Source organism: Paenibacillus sp. 11B (assembly GCF_030487755.1).
Classification (GTDB): Bacteria; Bacillota; Bacilli; order Paenibacillales; family Paenibacillaceae; genus Paenibacillus; species Paenibacillus vandeheii.
The window spans coordinates 1,301,737-1,320,448 of sequence record NZ_JAUKNS010000002.1; the positions used below are offsets into that span (position 1 = coordinate 1,301,737).

Below are 18,712 nucleotides of genomic sequence, written 5' to 3' on the forward strand. Positions count from 1 at the left end.
TTAAGATTATATCAATCTACAATAACATAGCCCTCTTCAGGCTGTTGTTCTACAAACCCAGCCATATGACGCGATTGAAATGAGATGGGTTCGTCACAACCCACCAAGATGCGGTTTTGGACTTCATCAGTTGTTTCAGTTGGCAATGCAAATGAGCGCGTATAAGCGAAGTGTTCCTGTAACGTGGTATGAATTGCATTCACCAACCTGTCATTGCCCGCACGTCCGAATACATTCATCAGTACGATACCACCCGAATGCAATTTGTCTTTTAACATCGTGAAAAATGAGCTTGAAGTGAACTGTGCAGGAGTTCCCGTAGCCGTAAACGCATCCACAATAATATAATTGTAGGAGCCTGAGGCTTCCCGCTCCAATAGTTCACGACCGTCACCAACCAGCACATCAACTCCACTATATCCAAAGAAGGTTTTGCTGAGTTCAACGACTTCCGCATCGAGTTCGGCAACTTTTACCTGACGCTTAGACAGGTAGGTTGATAAGGTTCCAATGCCGTGTCCCACCACAAAAACCGATTCATAATCAGGATTATTTCGTTCCATCAGGTGAGCCATCGCTCTCGGATACTCCAGCACCATTCGGGATGGTTCGTCCAGATCCATGGCGCCCTGAACAGCTGCGTTTGAGAACTCCAGCACACGAAATCGGCCCTTTTCCCCATAAAGCTTGGATGTATCATATATCGTCAACTCATGCTGTTCACTCTTGTTTCGGTATAAAACTCGCACTGACCGTTCTCCCTTCGTACTTTTACGCAAATGATTATTAGTATGTCCCTATATTATACGGGAAGATAATAGTCTACCCTAGACCTGAATGATATAAAAACAATAAAAAAACCGACTCCGATGGAACGGAAACGGTTTGCTCCTGACTATTCAGGGTTGAATCGCCTCATGCAGAGCCTGAACATACTCCATGCCCAGATTGGAAAGCGAAGCATTTTTGTGACTGATCCAACCGACATTAATGGTCTCTTCACACTCCAGCGGGACGGGTATGATCTCGTTCCCATTCAGGTCGGCACTAAGCACACCTGTCGAGATGGTATATCCATTCAAACCAATCAGCAGATTAAACAGCGTGGCCCGGTCGTTAACCTGTATACTTTTGGGATGAGAAAGTGTGCTCAGGATCTCCTCTGAAAAATGAAAGGAGTTATACTCCCCCTGGTCAAAGGACAGGTATGGATAATCCTGAAGCTGTTCAATCGCAACTGACTCCTGCTTCGCGAGCGGATTTTGCACACTGATAAAGATATGCGGCTTGGCAACAAACAGACTGTTGAATACCAGACCCGCATCCTTGAGCAGCTTGTTAATAACCTTTGAATTGAATTCATTCAGATAAAGAATGCCGATCTCGCTGCGCAAACTCTTGACATCCTGGATGATCTCATACGTTTTCGTTTCCCGCAGAGCCAGTTCATATTCTTCCTGCCCATATTGCTGTACCAGCTTCACGAATGCATTCACCGCAAAAGCATAGTGCTGTGTGGAGACAGAGAAATGTTGCGGAGACGGCTTAGCATTCAAATAACGATTCTCCAGCAATTCGGCCTGCTCTACCACCTGACGTGCATAACTTAGAAATTCCACGCCTTCTTTGGACAAGGTAATCCCTTTATTTGTACGTTCAAAAATAGTAATTCGCAGCTCCTGTTCCAGATCCCGAATGGCATTCGACAGGCTGGGCTGGGAAATAAACAGCCGCTTGGCGGCTTCATTCATCGAGCCACGCGTGGCGACTTCAATCACATATTTTAGCTGTTGCAGCGTCAATGCATTATTCCCCTCTCTCTGGTGCGTTACTTAGATCATTACTATACCATATTGCAATCTAGACGAGCTCCCTTTCAGAGCACAAAAAGACGTCCCCAAATCCGTTTACACGGTTGGGAACATCTCTTAAGTTGGTCAGCGACGTTTAAGCCATGCTTGCTGTGGGTCTCACCACAATTTCATTCACATCTACCTCAGCTGGCTGGCTGATCGCATACAGAATGCTCTGAGCAATAGCCGTGGCCGGGATGGAAATGCGCCGATAATCCTTCATAAACTCGCGTGCTTCATCATCAGAAATCGATTCGGCAAGTTCGGATTCAGTCACACCCGGCGATACAAGGGTCACGCGGATATCCCCGTCTACTTCCTGTCGCAGACCCTCCGAGATCGCACGGACAGCGTATTTTGTTGCACAATATACCGCAGCCGTTGGAGTCACAGCATAGGCTCCGATAGAGGCGATATTAATAAACTGACCGGAGCCCTGTTTTCTCATAACTGGCAGACCAGCTGCAATGCCGTGCAGAACACCGCGAATGTTAACATCAATCATCCGGTTCCACTCGTCCACTTTTAAGGCTTCAAGAGGCGATAGCGGCATGACTCCGGCGTTATTTACAATCACATCTAAGCGTCCATAACAAGTAAGTGCGAACTCAACGATCGTTTGCATTTCTTCCATCTGTGTAACATCAAGTGTATGATACTCAACCGATCCACCTTCTGATCGAATAGACGACGCCAGCGCCTTTAGCCGATCCTCCCGTCTTGCACCAATGACAACATGAGCCCCCTGCTCTGCCAACACACGCGCCGTTGCCTCCCCGATTCCGCTGCTTGCACCGGTAATCACAACCACTTTCCCTTTTACATTGGACATATTGATTTCTCTCCCTTTTGATAATATTTTATTGTCCCTTTTCTCTGTACAAAACCATGCCCGCATGGTAAAGCACGCCGTCCTTAAAGTCCCCATCCGCAGTAAAGCCAGTATCATCCACATATTCAATATGATCTTCATCGACTACATAGCGACCTTGATATGCACTTTGCCTATTTCCTCGTGCTTCATCATAGCGACCGTCAAGAAGAAGCTCATGCCTGATGTATCCGTCCTTCGTCACCCACATCCCAACATACGGGTGTTCCACTTCTTGTTTGCTTCCTGATGTATTGTCTACCATATTTCCACGACACTCCTTTCTGTTGTCCAAAAGATTCAATTGCTTATTTTCATTATGTAAGGAATCCGTCTCAGTACGATAGAAGAATCCCACAGTATTCTTGCCTATTCGTCCAGCACATTCTAAAATAGTTACACAAGTACGAGAAAAGGAGGCCTGTAATTCATGCTTTCAAAAATGGAACCAGACACGGCTATTATTCAGCAGCAGCAGGAATTGGCCCGCTTGATCGGACGTTTTACCCACGAAGACGGGGTTCATCTAACAGACATTCCTTCCCTTGCTTTGATCCGTGCTTCCCAGGTTTCTGAGCCCATCCATACCGTGCATGAACCCGCCCTTTGCATTGTGGCCCAAGGGTCCAAGCTGGTTATTCTCGGACGGGAGAGCTACACCTATGACCATTCACAGTATTTGGTCGCTTCCATAAACTTGCCTATTTCAGGGCAGGTTGTACAGGCTGCACCAGATCATCCCTATCTCTGTCTGCGACTTGATTTTAATTCAAAGCAGATTTTCGATCTTATCCAGAATTCTCCCTCCTCACAAACCAAACCCGACAATTCATCAAGCCGGGGACTGTTTGTAAGTTCAACCAAGCCCCCGCTTCTGGAATCCGTAATCCGATTGGTTCGACTGCTGGATACACCTGAAGACATTCCTGTACTTGCACCGCTTATGATCCGCGAGATTCTATATCGCCTGATTCAGGACGAACACGGACATTCCATCAGGCAGTTTGCAGTTCAGAACAGTCATGCCCAGCACATCGCCCAGGTTATTGAAATGATCCAATCCGAATATGCGCTTCCACTGCGAATCGAGCAGTTGGCCTCCATGATCAACATGAGTACGTCCTCATTGCATTATCATTTCAAAGCCATTACTGCCATGAGCCCACTGCAATATCAAAAACAGATTCGATTGCAGGAGGCCCGGCGAATGCTGCTTGCAGGGTCAACCGATGCAGCCGATGCTGCATTCCAGGTTGGTTACGAGAGTCCTTCCCAATTCAGTCGGGAGTATGCCCGTATGTATGGCCTTCCTCCCAAAAGTGATATCAAACGCCTTCGTCATACACTTCATATTGATTGCTAAATATAAGCAAAAAAACCACGTCATGATGACGTGGTTTTTTGGTTAGGCTGAGCTTGCAGCGCTCAGGAGAAAATATTCTTTTTTTCAAATACAGACATTTGGTTCTCCCCGGTAATCGGGCACTCATCCGGAAACATACTACGCTTTTCCATCTTCTCATCGATAAAATCGACGATCTGCTGCAAAGACGCAATCTGCGCCTCGATCTTCTTCCGATGATTTAAAAGCATTTCACGTTCATCCGGGAAATCTTCCAGATCTGAATCCTTCGTCATCTGCAGGTACGGCTTCATCTCCTCCAATGACATACCTGTCTTTTTCAGACATGTGATAAGCTTCATCGTCTGGATATGCTCTTGCCGATATATCCGATGGCGATTAGCCTTGCGTTCAGCCCGGGGAAGGAGTCCAATCTTCTCATAATAACGAATGGTATCTTCCGATAATCCGGCCTGTTCTGACGTCTCTTTAATAGAGAACACTTCAACATTATTCATCATCGTTGACCTCCTCCGTCTTCATTGATCTCTATCTTACAACTTGGAGTCAGCTCCAAGTCAAGATTGCGATTAGTTCACAGCTTGTCGCATCCTCTACAAATAAAATGTAAGCCAACAATACGCTTGACTTGGAGTCGACTCCAAATTATAGAATGAGCGCATTAGACAGATTGACTCTGTCATCCCATTCACTCAGGAGGTATTAATATGAATTCAAACCATACACATCGTACAGCTTTAATTACAGGGTCAACTTCGGGAATTGGTCTTGAACTGACTCGCACTTTGATAGCCGAAGGCTGGCACGTTATCGGCCTTAACCGTTCCGCTTTCCCGAAGGAAGACAGTGATATTCAGGATGGATTGCGCTCCGGCCAGCTCCGTTGGGTCCAGGCTAATCTTACCCAGTACGATAGTCTGAGAAAAGCACTCAATCAGATCAAATCCGAAACGGATACCATCGATGTGCTATTTAATAATGCCGGAGGCAGCGGCTACGATCTTCGGCTGTCGGATCAGGGGCATGAAATGCACTTTGAATTACAGACTGTGGTGCCGTACATCATTTACATGGAACTACAGGACCTTCTGCACAAAAGCACTTTGAAAACAGTAATCAATACATCCACCAGTACGTTCAAGGTGGTCAAACATTTTAACCTGGACATCCTGGAACATCCAGCCGAGTTCAAAAAATTGTTCGGTCCTTATGCGACTTCGAAGCTCGCACTATCTTTGTGGACACGCGAAGCTGCTTCTACCCCTGCGGCTAAAGAAATTCGGTTACTGAGCGTGGACCCTGGAGGCAACAACACACTCAGAGGCAATAAAACTTCCGGACTGCCCTTTTATATCAAACCAATCATGAAGCTGTTCTTTCCACATCCAAGCCACGGGGCTTCTCTGCTTTATAACGCTGCTGTTGCGCAAACCAGTCTTACATCCGGTACGTTCCTGATGAAAAATAAACCCACCAATCTTCGTTTTACGGAGCATGGCTCAGCCATTTTGAACAGAGTCCATGAAATTTATGAGTATGAATATTTGCAACTCGATCGACCCTTCAGTGCAAACATTCTCAGTACCTAATTGAATTCACCTTGTATTGCGGAAGCCATTCACCTCATTATTTTCCACTCCGTCAACGCCGATTATTCCCGTCCCTCATATTAGCCAAGCTCTGATTCATACTCTTCACTATACCGACAACAACTGTCCTGGATGAAGTGATTGAACTGGAGGAGTCTGCATATGAACAATGAAAACAACAATAGCAAGCCGTTAATTATACCGCAGCCGATACGAAAAGACGGTGCAGGAGGTCCCGATCTGGGACCTCGGGATGTAATGAGAGATCTACAAAATCCGGATATGCTGGTTCCTCCGGTGACCGACAACGGATTATTACCCAATCTGAGAATGTCTTTTTCCGATACACATATGCAGTTGAACCATGGCGGTTGGTCCCGTGAAATTACAGTACGGGATCTGCCCATCGCCACGACACTGGCTGGTGTGAATATGAGTCTTACACCTGGAGGCGTGCGGGAGCTGCACTGGCATCAGCAGTCTGAATGGGCATATATGATCTGGGGCACAGCACGGATTACGTCCGTGGATCAGAATGGTCGTAACTTTATCGCGGATGTTGGACCGGGAGATCTGTGGTTTTTCCCGAAAGGTCTGCCCCATTCCATTCAGGGACTGGCTGATGGTTGTGAGTTCTTGCTTGTATTTGATGACGGCTCCTTCTCTGATCTGAATACGTTATCCATCTCTGATTGGTTTGCCCATACGCCACCGGACGTATTGTCCGTCAATTTTGGCGTGCCTGAATCTGCTTTCCAATCCATGCCAACAGAGCAGGTTTACATTTTTCAGGATCAGGTTCCTGGTTCCCTCGAAAGTCAGGAAGTGCAGTCCCCATATGGTACGGTCCCTCTCTCCTTTAAGTACCGACTGTTAGCCCAGAAACCGATCATCACACCAGGAGGAAGTGTGCGCATTGTGGATTCCACCAACTTCCCGATCTCTACTACGGTTGCCGCAGCACTGGTTGAAATCAAACCTGGAGGCATGCGCGAACTTCACTGGCATCCCAATGCAGATGAATGGCAGTACTATCTGACCGGACAAGGTAGAATGACGGTGTTTGGAGGAAATGGTATTGCACGCACTTTTGATTATCGGGCTGGGGATGTCGGATATGTTCCTGTAGCCATGGGCCATTATATTCAGAATACGGGTACGGACACGTTATGGTTTTTGGAAATGTTCAGAAGTGATCGCTTTGAGGATATCTCTCTAAATCAATGGATGGCATTAACCCCGGAAGAGCTTGTACGGGATAACCTGAACGCCTCCCCCGAGCTGCTTCATGCATTGCGTAAAGAAAAATGGCCTGTCGTTTAATGCAAATTTGAAGACGAATGTACCAAAGTTATATTGAAACCTTGATTGTCGAAATGTGTATCGAATTAAAAAAAGGCAGTTGCCCCTTTAAATGGGTACTTCTGCCTTTTTTTAATCTTTTAACTCCGACGAAACATTCAACCATAGTGAATCTTTATTTTGCTTTTATCGCCTGAATATATACACTTTCTCCCTCAAAACTGACGAGTCTGCCCTGTTGTGTCTCTTCAAACTTGAAATACTTCTTAATCACAGATGGCGCGCTCAGCATGCTTGCTTCAAGCTCTCTGCTCTCCGCCTCCGGAAGTCCAGCCCGGTTGCACCAGTCTTCAAAAATGAAGCGCTTCTCAAAGGTAACCATCGTAGTCATTCGGAATCCGGCAAGCTCCAGCATCCGAACCCATTCCGTCTTACGCCATGCCCGAACATGGCTTGCATCACGCCACTTCTCGATTTCATTGTAAAATTGGTCGTTCTCATCACGCTCATGTGCCACATTATCAATCAATAACAACTTGCCGCCCGGTTTCAATACTCGCAGCGCCTCTGATACAAAGGAAGATACGTCTGGAAAATGGTGTGCCGCTATGCGGCAGGTCACAAGGTCAAACAAATCATCCTCGAAAGGAATATGTTCAGCATCCCCTACTACAAAATCCACATTCTGGTGTCCATTTCCTCGGATAAAGCGTTCAGCCACCTGCAACATCTCTTCCGTCAAATCCAATGCAATAACCTGCTCCACAAGTGGAGCTAATGCATTAGCAACATGTCCTCCTCCAGTGGCAATATCCAGCACTTTCATATCAGAACTCGCTTGAGATGATGCTACAAGTAATGACAGATCGTCCCCTTTGGCATGGCCGACACTGGTCACATATTTATCTGCATTTTTAGCAAATTGCTTGCGCACCTGACCTTTAATCTGATCATTGGACATTCTGTCCCCTCCTATTGTTTCATTAGATGAAACCTCGTTTCATTAATTGATATAATTTATTTTATCACAGAATGACCAACAGCGAAATAAAAAAGCATCTTCCCAGTGAATTTCACTCAGAAGATGCCATTTTACAACGTTATGGGATAAAGCTTGCTCTTGGATAAAACTTTACCCTTTGATTTATTTCAGAACGGTCGGCGATTTCTTCCAAAGTCCTAGGATCAGACCGGAGATCACTGAACCGATTGCTACAGCAAGCAGGAAGAGTAAGGCGTGATTCGCCAGTGCCGCAACGAAGATTCCGCCATGCGGAGCAGGTACGTTAATGCTCCACAGTTGAGTCAGTCCACCTGCAACAGCAGAACCGAGAATACAGGATGTCAGGACACGCAGCGGGTCAGCTGCAGCGAATGGAATGGCACCTTCGGTGATGAAGGAAAATCCGAGCACGTAGTTCGTCAAACCCGATTTGCGTTCTTGCTCCGTAAATTTGGATTTGAAGAACGTTGTGGCTAATGCAATCGCCAGCGGTGGCACCATACCACCTGCCATAACAGCTGCCATCCAGGCACCATCTGTATTGCCGCTTGATGTGAATACACCGATGGCAAATGTATAAGCCGCTTTGTTAAACGGTCCACCCATATCGATGGACATCATGCCGCCAAGCAGGAGGCCAAGCAATACGGCATTTCCGGTACCCAAATTGCCAAGTGCATCGACAAGCCATGTGTTAAGGGAACCAAAAATTGGATCAAAGACATAGAAACTTATGGCACCTACGATAAGCAATCCGAACACGGGATACAGCAGGATCGGCTTCAAACCATCAATGGCTTTAGGCAATCCTTTAAATAGCTTGCGCAGACCGATAACTACGTAACCTGCCAGGAAACCGGCAGCCAGACCACCAAGGAAACCGGCGTTTGAATTAACAGCCATCAATCCGCCCACCATACCAGGCATGAGGGCCGGACGATCACCGATACTCATCGCGATAAATCCGGCAAGGACAGGAATCAGGAAATGGAACGCACCGGTTCCGCCCCCAATCGTCTGCAACAGCTGCACGATAGGATTTTCCGGACTTGCAATTTGTTCAAACAAGAAGGATATGGCGAGCAGAATACCGCCACCCACGACAAATGGAAGCATATGCGAGATTCCGTTCATCAAATCTTTATAAATCTTGCTGCCCACGCTCACTTTGCCTTGGCTTTCTCCTTCAGCCTTGCCAGCACTGCCGCCCTGGCTTCTGTAGATCGGAGCGTCCCCGTTAACTGCCTTACGAATCAGCTCTTCGGATTTGCGAATACCATCACTCACTGGTCTTTGCAATACCGGTTTGCCATCGAAACGGGCCATTTCCACATTTTTATCCGCCGCAATGATTACCCCTTTAGCACGAGCGATTTCATCAGCTGTCAGTACATTCTGTGCTCCTTCGGAACCATTCGTCTCCACTCGGATATTAATGCCCATTTCCTGCGCTTTCTTTTTGAGAGCGTCTTCAGCCATGAACGTGTGAGCAATACCTGTTGGACAAGCTGTAACCGCTACGACAAAATCTTCAGATACCGAATTGCCAACAATAACACCAGATGCGCTCTGCTTCTGACCCTTTGTATGGCCCGAGCCGGATACAACGTTTGTTCCATTTGCAGCATTTGCTGCTTTCTCCGCTTCGGCTTTTTCTTTGGCAGCCTTTTTCTCCGCCTCCTCCGCCTGTTTGGCATCGAATAATGCAGTAACTTCTGCTGGCGTATCCGTGCTCATTAGCTGCGAGATGAAATCGCTATCAATCAACAGCCTGGAAAGAGCCGCGAGCGTACGAAGATGGGTATTGGCAGCTCCTTCTGGAGCTGCAATCATGAAGAATATATGAGCCGGCTCGTCATCAAGCGCTTCAAAATCAAGTCCTTTTCGGCTCTTCGCGAATACAACTGTAGGTTCATTCACTGCTGTTGTCTTAGCATGAGGCATGGCAATACCGCCACCAATCCCCGTGCTGGATTCAGCTTCACGTTTATAAATCATTTCCTTGAAAAGTACCGGGTCATTAATACGTCCGCTCCGGTTTAAACTTGCAATGAGTTCATCGATAGCCTCTTCTTTCGTCGTGGCTTGCAGGTCCATGATCATCGTTTCCTGGATCATCAGGTCTGTTATTCTCATTTTGGTACACTCCCTTAAGTTCAGTCGGCCTGCGTGATGCAGACCGGATTATATTTGCACTTGTTACGCTGTTATCTGCTATCCAATGAATCCCCTCATTCGAAAAAGGGGCATTCATTCGATTTATTTTGTACTGACTATACTTGGGTTATAGTGACTTGAGTACGCAGCTCTTCGATGAGTTCCCGAGTTGCCAGGTCATCCGAGAAAGCCGTTGCACTACCTGAAGCAACACCTGTTCGGAAAGCTTCAAGCAGATCTTCGTTTAATCCAAATGTTCCTACAAATCCGCCAATCATGGAATCTCCAGCACCAACCGAGTTTTTCACGACACCTTTGGGCACGCTCGCGTGGTAGACATCTGTTTTGGTAATCAACAACGCGCCTTCTCCTGCCATGGAGATCAACACATGCTTGGCACCTGCTTCCAAAAGCTTGCGACCATACGTTACCAGTTCCTCCTGGGTGTCGATGGTTACTCCGAAGAGTTCAGCAAGCTCATGGTGATTCGGTTTCACCAGCAACGGTTCATGTACCAAAGCATCCATTAATGCAGGTCCCGTTGTATCGATCACAAATTCGGCACTCGTTTGCTTGCATACGTTGATAAGACGATTATAGAAATTAGCTCCCAGAGAAGGCGGTATACTTCCGGAAAGAATGACGATATCTCCTTTTTGTAATGCAGACAGCTTGTTAAGTAAACGCTCTGCTTCCTCTGGACGAATGGCTGGTCCCTGTCCGTTAATCTCTGTCTCGTCTCCATGCTTCAGCTTGATATTAATCCGGGTATCATCTTCAATGGTAACAAAGTCCGTCCGGATCTTATCATCCTGCAATTTGTCATTAATGAAACGACCCGTGAACCCTCCCAGAAATCCCAGTGCGGTGTTTTCGGCTCCCAGTTGATTAAGCACACGCGATACGTTAATGCCTTTCCCCCCTGGAAGTTTCAGGTCACGGTTCATACGATTTAATTCACCAAGCTTCAGATCATCTACTTCCACGATGTAATCAATGGAAGGATTAAGTGTTACGGTATATATCATGGTTATCCCTCAATTATTTTAGTTTTCTGGGCGATTACAGAACGCCAGTGTTCCGGCATCCGTTCAGTAATCAAGTCTGCCTCCTCCAGGTCAAACAGTTTGGCAAATGTAATTTCCCCAATTTTGCTAGAATCAGCCAGCACGTAAGATTTCCCGGACAATTGATGTGCGCGTCTTTTAATCAAGGCTTCCTCCGGATCAGGAGTTGTATACCCCATTTCGGCATCTACTCCGTTGGTTCCAATAAAACATTTATCAAAACGGAAATTGTCCATGTTCTGTAATGCGATACTGCCAATCACGGCTTTGGTATGAATCTTCATCATACCGCCAAGCAGATAGCTGCGAATTCGTTTACTTACCAGCGCCTCTACGTGAGAAAGTCCGTTCGTTACCACCGTAACGTCCTTCGCTTCAATATAGGGAATCATGGCTAATGTCGTCGTCCCCGCATCCAGATAGATGCATTCGCCATTGTTGATCTCCTGTGCAGCTAAACGAGCAATGGTCGTTTTTTGTTGAATGTTTTTGAACGTTTTTTCTTCCATACCTGGTTCTGGCGTCTTTTCATTCACCAGAGCAGCACCACCATGTATGCGTTTCAGCATCTGTCGGCTCTCCAGGTCGATCAAATCGCGCCGTATCGTTGATTCAGAAGCACCGAGTACATCGACGAGCTCTTGCAGTTTCACAATTCCTCTTTCTTGTAAGCGCTCTATAATTGCAGCATATCGTTCTTCAGTTAGCATATTCATTCCTCCAACTGCTTTTATAGTAACATAAAATTCGTAAAAAACAATCATTTTCGTTCATAATAATTTATAAACATTCAAAAACCATCAAAATTCGACTTTTCAATTTCCAAATATCCGTATTCAATGCATCTAAAACATATAAATCGTTCAAATTCATTCAATACATATTTCTTTTCAGATTGTCCATGTCCTCTTTCTTCTTCCATGCATTTGATAATATCGGACGAATCATTTCGTATCTGTATATCACATGGGAGGTGGCCTTATGGCGAATAATCGCAACAAACGCCGTAAACCGTGTATTCCTCATACAGGCAAAACAAATTCTTCACTAAGCTTCGGGTGGATTTCCTCCAATTGGAGCGGTTATGCACGGGCGGGTTACAAAGGTGAATTCAAACGTATCTCGGCCGAATGGAATGTGCCCTTTGTTTTACCCTCATCCAAGTCCTCATACTCCTCAGCCTGGATCGGAATCGATGGATACGAGAATTCCAATCTCATTCAGACTGGAACAGGCCATGATTGGGTTAACGGCAAAGCCAGTTATTATGCCTGGTGGGAAATTCTTCCGGACGTTGAGACGGTCATCCCTTTTCCTGTTTCTCCAGGAGATGGGATCAGGGCTACCATTTATAGAATTAATCGTACTCGATGGTGTATCACGCTTCATAACCTGACTCAAAGCTGGACTTTCCGTACCGTCCAGCAATATACAGGCCAGCAATCTTCAGCGGAGTGGATTGTCGAAGCACCATCTGTGGGAAGCTCCATCTCCCGGTTGGCACGGATTTCACCTATCACCTTCACATGTTGTCGCCTGAACGGTCGCTCCCCCAGCCTAGTCGCCAAAGAGAAAAGCATCATGATTCAGCAAAAACAGATTGTTTCCATTCCAGGAGCACCAGGGCCACGAGGAGACTCTTTCGTCGTGAAACGAAACGACTGAGCCTTCATCGTTGACAGAGTCGTTAATGAAAAAAAACTGCAATGTGCCTTATTCGGCGTACCATTGCAGAAGGAATGTTCGGTCATTATGGAATAGACACGAGATTCTCTTTTTCATTTAGAGGAATAGCTCAGCCCTGTCCGGTTTGGGTTTGATCCAATTTCCCTCTTCATTAATAAATGCACCCTTGAAACGCCCCATCTCCAATTTCTCTATTAGCTTCTTCTCATCCAGCACCAAAATTTCGGACAACTGCTGCAAACTATAATAATCACCCGGATCGTAATCGAGCAGGATTGGAACAGCCATGTCGTATAATTCTTTGATTAGATTCTCCAATGAATGACGCCCGAGATTGTCCATGGTTTGGAAAAATTTCAGGTTATGGGACACCAGATTGTGGAAAGATTTATCTTTCAAGTTCATCCACAGCGTATTACACGCCTGGACACTCATATAGTTCTGCTCTACATCATAATATTGGATCTCATCAATCTTCATATACTTTTCCTGAAAAGCCACAATTTTGATCAAGGGTTCGTTTCGTTTGCGTGACACTTTCTTCAAATGGGTTTTGAACCCCTCATAATCCATGATTCTCACAATAATCTATCGCCTGCCTTAACGCTGTATAATTCGATATTTTACAGCATTATATAAGCACCCGTAAATGTAACTTTAGAAAAACAAAAACCGTACAGCCTCTTATCCTGCTGTACGGTCACTTTGTATAGTCAGATTCCAATTTCACTTTTCACCCAACTAGCAGTAAATTCCTGTTCATTATACTTAAAAAATTGCTCCATAATCTGTTCACGGTCATCCAGAAAAAGCTGGTCTGCTACAGCTGAAACCAATTTCGGCACAGCATTCCTTGTCCCCGATATGGCCGAGGCAGAAAGGCCGCAACTTGCTAGTGCAGAATAGTTAAAGACAAACAGGCCACGCAGCTTATCCTCTCCCACCTCATCTCTGCTGGTCATTGCAAAACCCGGACTAAGGTAGGGATGTGCATCAAGCAGCGCATTCCTTTGTGCATTCGGAGCTTGAAAACGGTCTGCCCAGCGTGCAATGTGTGCCTCCACCAGTCTGAGCTCGGGACGCAGTGCCGGATCGCTGACCATCCCCGTACTTATGACCAGAAAATCAAAGCTGGGCAGGCCCTGTGGTGTAGTCACTACCGCTTTCCCATCCTTCATCTGTACATCCAGCCAAGGCGCATGAAGATGTAATTGAAAGCCTGGCCATGAAGCAGCCCGGTTGAAGGTATCGTTGGTTGGTGGCTGATTATAGTTAAAAAAATGGGAAATAGCCGCATACTTTTCCTTGTCCGACAGAGCATGGAACCGTTCGATCATCCCGGATTGTTCCATCTGACGAATCGGGTTAATGCTCGGCAATTGTTCCCGCCGCACAAATACGTGTGCCTCTGCCACGCCTGCGGCTAGTGCGAAGTTGGCATTATCAAAGGCAGAAGCCCCGCCGCCAAGTATGCCGATCCTTTTTCCTTGTAACCGTTCAAAATCAATCGTTTCCGACGTATGAGCGTACAGATGTTTAGGTACTTGCTCAGCGATCCGGGGTGGTACATGCCATTCCCCACCTCCCTGGATGCCAGTAGCCAAAACAACCTTTCGTGCCAGCAATATATTGGCTGGAGCCCCTGCGCCTGCGATGTGCAGTCTGTGAACGCCTCCATCTATAGGTTCAATCAGCGTCAGCTTCACTTCATTCACGACTGGCAGATGAAGCACTTGTCTGTACCAGCGCAGATAATTCATCCATTCGCTGCGCGGAATTTTATCCAACTCTTCCCATCCGGAGGGGCCTGCTTGCGCCTCCCACCATGCTCGAAAAGTCAGCGAAGGGATACCGAGATCTATGGAGGTCAGATGTTTTGGTGTACGTAAAGTGACCATACGGGCGTAAGTTTCCCAAGGCCCCTCCAGCCCTGCGACATTTTCGTCTATAACCAGAATGTTGGATATACGCTCACGCAGGAATCCAAAAGCAGCACCTAAGCCGCTCTGTCCACCACCTACGATAACAACATCATAGATATGACCTTCATCATGTTCTCGCGGGCGAATCCAATCCGAACCTCCATACGCGAGATAAGCCAAATCATCAAGTACGCGTTGGTTTAATGCTTCAAGGCTCATCATCCCTCAATCCTTTCAATGTCTACTATATATACGAATACGGAATCTTAAATTCAATGTCAGTTTTATGTGAGAATCAATTCAATAGATCGATAATTAGTAATCCAATTTAGCCTAGTTCCGTTACCTTATAGATATATATGGCGACTCCACCTCTATTCCTTACATCCGTCCCCATATGGATTAGCGTTATTATAAGAGTTTGGATCATTTTTTTGAATATGACGGCAGCTTTATTGTCATTACATATAAAAATAGCTAACATGCTTGTTAAAGATAACGAAATCAATTTTTTAATAACTTTGTCCGTATGTAAAAAAGACAGATCAGGTTGGATATTAACGGTCGATCCAACCCGGATCTGTTTTCGTGTTGTTTTATTTGAATAAGTGGAGTACTGAAGTATTAATACCTCATGTCAATTCATGTACCGACCATACAATACCGTTCGTTGTTCCAATCCCCGTTGCACCTGTTACTCCCGACGCTCTGGTTAGCCCTGTGCACCGCCCATTCATGAAGTGTCAACAATTCACAATTTGGATTCAGACCATCTCCCTATATTTTTTTATTCTTTATTGATTAATCAATTACAAAAATCCACATAACATACTTACTTCTTTTGCAGCTCTCTAATCGTCCGTGTAATACCTTCTTCAAAAGAAGTGATCTTCACAGGCCCAATGTTAGTCTCGTATTTCTGCTTGCTCAAAAGCAACGGTTCTTCTGTCAGATATAACATTTCAACAATTTCTTTCATTACCGGTACACCCATTCCAATTAACGAGAGTCCTGTTTTGCCAAGTGCTATCACCGGTTTCGCAGTACCTGCTGCCTGTTGTGCAATACGTACGATTTCCTTGCCCGATATTACTCCAGCACCAGGGATATTCCAGTTTTGCCGATACGCATTATCCCGACTCGCCAGCTCCACAATCATGACCGCTGCATCAGGTAAATAGATATATTCTCGCGGCGTTTTCATATTCCCGATAAAAAAAGCCATTTTCACGTCTGCAATTGCTTCAAGCGTTGATCCAAGGTAAGAAGCCTGATTGGCAGAAGGACCATAATAATCAGGTAAGCGAACAATCATCACTTGAGCAGTGCGCCATTTGCTGCTAAACAACATATGTTCATAAGCAAGTCGAGTCTTTCCTTTTCGCGTATGCGGCTGCTTCGGATGTTCTTCGGTTACTTCTTTCATTTGTCTTCTGCCATATGGATAAATTCCATCTATGACAACCACCTTCAAGCCTAAATGTTCCGCCGCCTCCATAACGGATTCCCCCAATGGAATCAATCTGCTTTCCATCTCGTTATACGGGACATTCGCGCAATGAAACATTACGTCTACATCTTGGGAAGCAGCTATAATATCCTCAGATTGAAACGCATCGCCGACAGCGATCTGCAGGTGATGTGGAGATCCCAGCCTCATAGCAAGCTGCTCCAGTTTTTGACGTGAGCGGCCAAATATAATTGTAGGAATGCCACGTTGAATCAATTCCTCTGTAATTGCTGCACCTGTTCCGCCTGTTGCTCCAACCACGATTGCTCTTTTCATTTCTTATCAACCTCTTTCATTTAGTTATTGATCAATTACTTATTAAGATCACTATAACGCATAATTAGTGATTGATCAATAACCAAAATAAAAAAAGGGCAATCTCCCTTATTAAAATTTCCTTTACAGGGGTACAATTTATTTTCTATCTTTCCTTAAACACAGGCATATCCAATGCAGTAGACACATTACACAACATGCCGACTGCCAAAATAAAATAATCATCGTTCTTTTTTCCGGATAGCAATTCCCTCAGTTCGTTCACCAAATCTCAATCACAATAAGACTCGATATTCTCACCCACCTCCGGGCATATTAACTTATCTAGAGTTCCATATAATTCTGAATTCAAACGCATGATTCTACATATAACTTCGGGTTGCAAAATCAAAAAAGGCATGATATATTATTTGAGCCATCAATGATTGAGGTATCAATGATTGAGGCGTCCAACAATTTTATTCAGCAAAATGGCATTATACAAAGGCAACATTCTAATGGTATTACCTACGCCGTTGTTCATGTCCAGATTCACCCGGGAGGTCTAGTCATGACACGTATTGTTTCCAAGGAAGAGCAAATTATCAACCTGTTGAATGCACTCGGCAACAAAATTAGTCCCAAGTTCGAACGCTGTACGGGCATCAGCTCATCACGCTTTGAGATTTTGCATGAGTTGGATCAGGTTGACGAGATTAATCAATCCATGTTGCAAAAAATCATTAATATCGACAGTGCGGCGATTACTCGCCATCTGAAGCAGCTTGAAGCCGATTCGATGGTCACCAGACGTAAAAATCCGGAAGACAACCGAGTTACCTTTGTTCGCCTTACGGATGAAGGACGGAAGCAAATCGAAGGTTATAAAATTGAGAAAACCAATTTTATTCATCAGATTTTACAGGATTTTAGTGAAGAAGAAGTTCATCTTCTTGCTAATTTCCTGGAACGTATGCAAAACAATTTCTAAACCCATATATAGAGGAGAGAACCATACATGAGTACATTCCAAAGCACTTTTCAAAAGACTAATGATTATAACGAAATTACTTACGGCCGTCGGTCTGTAAAACTATACGATCCTGAAGTCAAAATCAGCCGTGAAGAACTGACCGAAATTTTGGCTGAAGCTTCGCGTGCACCTTCTTCGGTTAATATGCAACCATGGCGTTTTCTGGTTGTAGATACGGCTGAAGGGAAAGAAAAGCTTGCTCCTCTTGCCAAATTCAATCAGAATCAAGTACTGACTTCTGCCGCTGTTATTGGTGTGTTCATTGACATGAACAATGCGGAACACATGGACGAAATCTTCAGCAAAGCGGTTGAGCTTGGTTACATGCCACAAGAAGTCAAAGATATGCAAATGCAAGCTGTTAAACCATACTACGATAATATGCCCGCTTCCGCTCTTCGCGATGTCAATCTGATTGACGCAGGTCTGGCTTCCATGCAATTGATGCTCGCTGCACGTGCTCATGGATATGATACTAACCCGATCGGTGGTTATGAGAAAGATCAAATCGCTGAGACTTTCGGTATGGATAAAGATCGTTATCAACCAGTAATGCTAATCTCGATCGGTAAATCGGCCAAAGAAGGTCACCCTTCCTACCGTCTGCCTGTTGAGAAAATTACGACTTGGGCATAATATCAGGCAATGTTTTACATGTTAAAGTACCTTTTGCGTCAGAAACAATAACAACATTCTAACTACACTTATGGAGGTTGAATATTATGATTATCATTCACGCTCACTTGCAAGTTAAACCAGACCAGGAACAAGCTTTTTTGGAAGCAACAAAAGTGCTGATCTCTGCAACACGCAGTGAAGAAGGCAACATCAGCTATGATCTCGCCAAAAGCACTGAACTTGAACATCATTACACCATGATTGAGCTGTGGAAGGACGAAGCCGCTACAGCTTCCCATAATGCAAGCGCCCATTTCCAGTCTTTCGTTCAACAAGCAGCAGCATTCATGGCCGCTCCAATGAACGTTGAAATATTCGCTGGAGAAGCGGTTAAACACTAAAATACGAGCCTTACAATTCATTAAGCAGACCGAAAAAATCGGCAGCTTGTGAAAAAGAAACCGCTCCTCGTCATACTGACGG

At 45.3% G+C, this 18,712-nt stretch carries 19 protein-coding genes; 7 read left to right on the top strand and 12 right to left on the bottom strand.

The annotated features are described in order from the left end of the window. Positions 1 to 11 precede the first annotated feature (11 nt). The 4 genes from Q0V21_RS14240 to Q0V21_RS14255 form a co-directional block, all read right to left on the bottom strand. Complete coding sequence (locus Q0V21_RS14240) at positions 12 to 749, bottom strand: spermidine synthase (RefSeq protein WP_079345694.1); 738 nt, start codon at positions 747 to 749, stop codon at positions 12 to 14. A gap of 150 nt (positions 750 to 899) precedes the next feature. After that, positions 900 to 1,802, bottom strand: a complete 903-nt coding sequence (locus Q0V21_RS14245; protein WP_301879447.1) for a LysR family transcriptional regulator — start codon at positions 1,800 to 1,802, stop codon at positions 900 to 902. 145 nt (positions 1,803 to 1,947) lie between these two features. Beyond that, complete coding sequence (locus Q0V21_RS14250) at positions 1,948 to 2,685, bottom strand: SDR family oxidoreductase (protein ID WP_079345696.1); 738 nt, start codon at positions 2,683 to 2,685, stop codon at positions 1,948 to 1,950. A gap of 28 nt (positions 2,686 to 2,713) precedes the next feature. Next, positions 2,714 to 2,989: an Atu4866 domain-containing protein gene (locus tag Q0V21_RS14255; RefSeq protein ID WP_301879449.1), complete on the bottom strand. Its 276-nt coding sequence runs from the start codon at positions 2,987 to 2,989 to the stop codon at positions 2,714 to 2,716. A 165-nt stretch (positions 2,990 to 3,154) separates the two neighbouring features. Here Q0V21_RS14255 and Q0V21_RS14260 point away from each other — a divergent pair, with 165 nt between their 5' ends. Next, entirely contained in the window at positions 3,155 to 4,087 is a 933-nt protein-coding gene (locus Q0V21_RS14260) for an AraC family transcriptional regulator (protein WP_079345700.1), read from the top strand. Between the two features lie 62 nt (positions 4,088 to 4,149). Here the strand turns inward: Q0V21_RS14260 and Q0V21_RS14265 are convergent, their stop codons facing one another. Continuing rightward, the gene (locus tag Q0V21_RS14265; protein WP_301879452.1) at positions 4,150 to 4,587 is read right to left on the bottom strand and encodes a MerR family transcriptional regulator; all 438 of its coding nucleotides are present in this window, start codon (positions 4,585 to 4,587) and stop codon (positions 4,150 to 4,152) included. Positions 4,588 to 4,794: 207 nt separating this feature from the next. On the opposite strand from Q0V21_RS14265, the gene Q0V21_RS14270 reads away from it, so the two are divergent. Both Q0V21_RS14270 and Q0V21_RS14275 read left to right on the top strand, forming a co-directional pair. Continuing rightward, positions 4,795 to 5,676: an SDR family NAD(P)-dependent oxidoreductase gene (locus Q0V21_RS14270; RefSeq protein ID WP_301879453.1), complete on the top strand. Its 882-nt coding sequence runs from the start codon at positions 4,795 to 4,797 to the stop codon at positions 5,674 to 5,676. A gap of 162 nt (positions 5,677 to 5,838) precedes the next feature. After that, positions 5,839 to 6,999: an oxalate decarboxylase family bicupin gene (locus Q0V21_RS14275; RefSeq protein ID WP_301879454.1), complete on the top strand. Its 1,161-nt coding sequence runs from the start codon at positions 5,839 to 5,841 to the stop codon at positions 6,997 to 6,999. A 154-nt stretch (positions 7,000 to 7,153) separates the two neighbouring features. Here Q0V21_RS14275 and Q0V21_RS14280 read toward each other — a convergent pair whose 3' ends face one another. The 4 genes from Q0V21_RS14280 to Q0V21_RS14295 all read right to left on the bottom strand — a co-directional run bounded on the left by Q0V21_RS14280 (position 7,154) and on the right by Q0V21_RS14295 (position 11,915). Then, positions 7,154 to 7,939: a class I SAM-dependent methyltransferase gene (locus tag Q0V21_RS14280; RefSeq protein ID WP_301879456.1), complete on the bottom strand. Its 786-nt coding sequence runs from the start codon at positions 7,937 to 7,939 to the stop codon at positions 7,154 to 7,156. Between the two features lie 183 nt (positions 7,940 to 8,122). Beyond that, positions 8,123 to 10,117: a PTS fructose transporter subunit IIABC gene (locus Q0V21_RS14285; protein WP_301879457.1), complete on the bottom strand. Its 1,995-nt coding sequence runs from the start codon at positions 10,115 to 10,117 to the stop codon at positions 8,123 to 8,125. A gap of 137 nt (positions 10,118 to 10,254) precedes the next feature. Continuing rightward, the gene (gene pfkB / locus Q0V21_RS14290; RefSeq protein WP_301879458.1) at positions 10,255 to 11,166 is read right to left on the bottom strand and encodes a 1-phosphofructokinase; all 912 of its coding nucleotides are present in this window, start codon (positions 11,164 to 11,166) and stop codon (positions 10,255 to 10,257) included. 2 nt (positions 11,167 to 11,168) lie between these two features. Continuing rightward, complete coding sequence (locus Q0V21_RS14295; RefSeq protein WP_024629170.1) at positions 11,169 to 11,915, bottom strand: DeoR/GlpR family DNA-binding transcription regulator; 747 nt, start codon at positions 11,913 to 11,915, stop codon at positions 11,169 to 11,171. A gap of 271 nt (positions 11,916 to 12,186) precedes the next feature. On the opposite strand from Q0V21_RS14295, the gene Q0V21_RS14300 reads away from it, so the two are divergent. Next, positions 12,187 to 12,870, top strand: a complete 684-nt coding sequence (locus tag Q0V21_RS14300) for a G1 family glutamic endopeptidase (protein ID WP_301879460.1) — start codon at positions 12,187 to 12,189, stop codon at positions 12,868 to 12,870. Between the two features lie 117 nt (positions 12,871 to 12,987). On the opposite strand, the gene Q0V21_RS14305 is transcribed toward Q0V21_RS14300, so the two are convergent. The 3 genes from Q0V21_RS14305 to Q0V21_RS14315 all read right to left on the bottom strand — a co-directional run bounded on the left by Q0V21_RS14305 (position 12,988) and on the right by Q0V21_RS14315 (position 16,599). Next, positions 12,988 to 13,473 carry a hypothetical protein gene (locus Q0V21_RS14305; protein ID WP_094936647.1) on the bottom strand — a complete coding sequence of 162 codons (486 nt, stop codon included), beginning with the start codon at positions 13,471 to 13,473 and terminating at the stop codon, positions 12,988 to 12,990. 131 nt (positions 13,474 to 13,604) lie between these two features. Then, complete coding sequence (locus Q0V21_RS14310) at positions 13,605 to 15,032, bottom strand: FAD/NAD(P)-binding protein (RefSeq protein ID WP_301879559.1); 1,428 nt, start codon at positions 15,030 to 15,032, stop codon at positions 13,605 to 13,607. A 613-nt stretch (positions 15,033 to 15,645) separates the two neighbouring features. Continuing rightward, positions 15,646 to 16,599 carry an SDR family NAD(P)-dependent oxidoreductase gene (locus tag Q0V21_RS14315; protein ID WP_301879462.1) on the bottom strand — a complete coding sequence of 318 codons (954 nt, stop codon included), beginning with the start codon at positions 16,597 to 16,599 and terminating at the stop codon, positions 15,646 to 15,648. 550 nt (positions 16,600 to 17,149) lie between these two features. On the opposite strand from Q0V21_RS14315, the gene Q0V21_RS14320 reads away from it, so the two are divergent. The 3 genes from Q0V21_RS14320 (at position 17,150) to Q0V21_RS14330 (ending at position 18,630) form a co-directional block, all read left to right on the top strand. Further along, positions 17,150 to 17,569, top strand: a complete 420-nt coding sequence (locus tag Q0V21_RS14320; protein ID WP_301245567.1) for a MarR family winged helix-turn-helix transcriptional regulator — start codon at positions 17,150 to 17,152, stop codon at positions 17,567 to 17,569. A gap of 27 nt (positions 17,570 to 17,596) precedes the next feature. Continuing rightward, the gene (locus tag Q0V21_RS14325) at positions 17,597 to 18,247 is read left to right on the top strand and encodes a nitroreductase family protein (protein WP_301879466.1); all 651 of its coding nucleotides are present in this window, start codon (positions 17,597 to 17,599) and stop codon (positions 18,245 to 18,247) included. Between the two features lie 86 nt (positions 18,248 to 18,333). Next, positions 18,334 to 18,630, top strand: coding sequence for a putative quinol monooxygenase (locus Q0V21_RS14330; protein WP_301879468.1), 297 nt, complete (start codon positions 18,334 to 18,336; stop codon positions 18,628 to 18,630). The last annotated feature ends 82 nt before the right edge of the window (positions 18,631 to 18,712 follow it).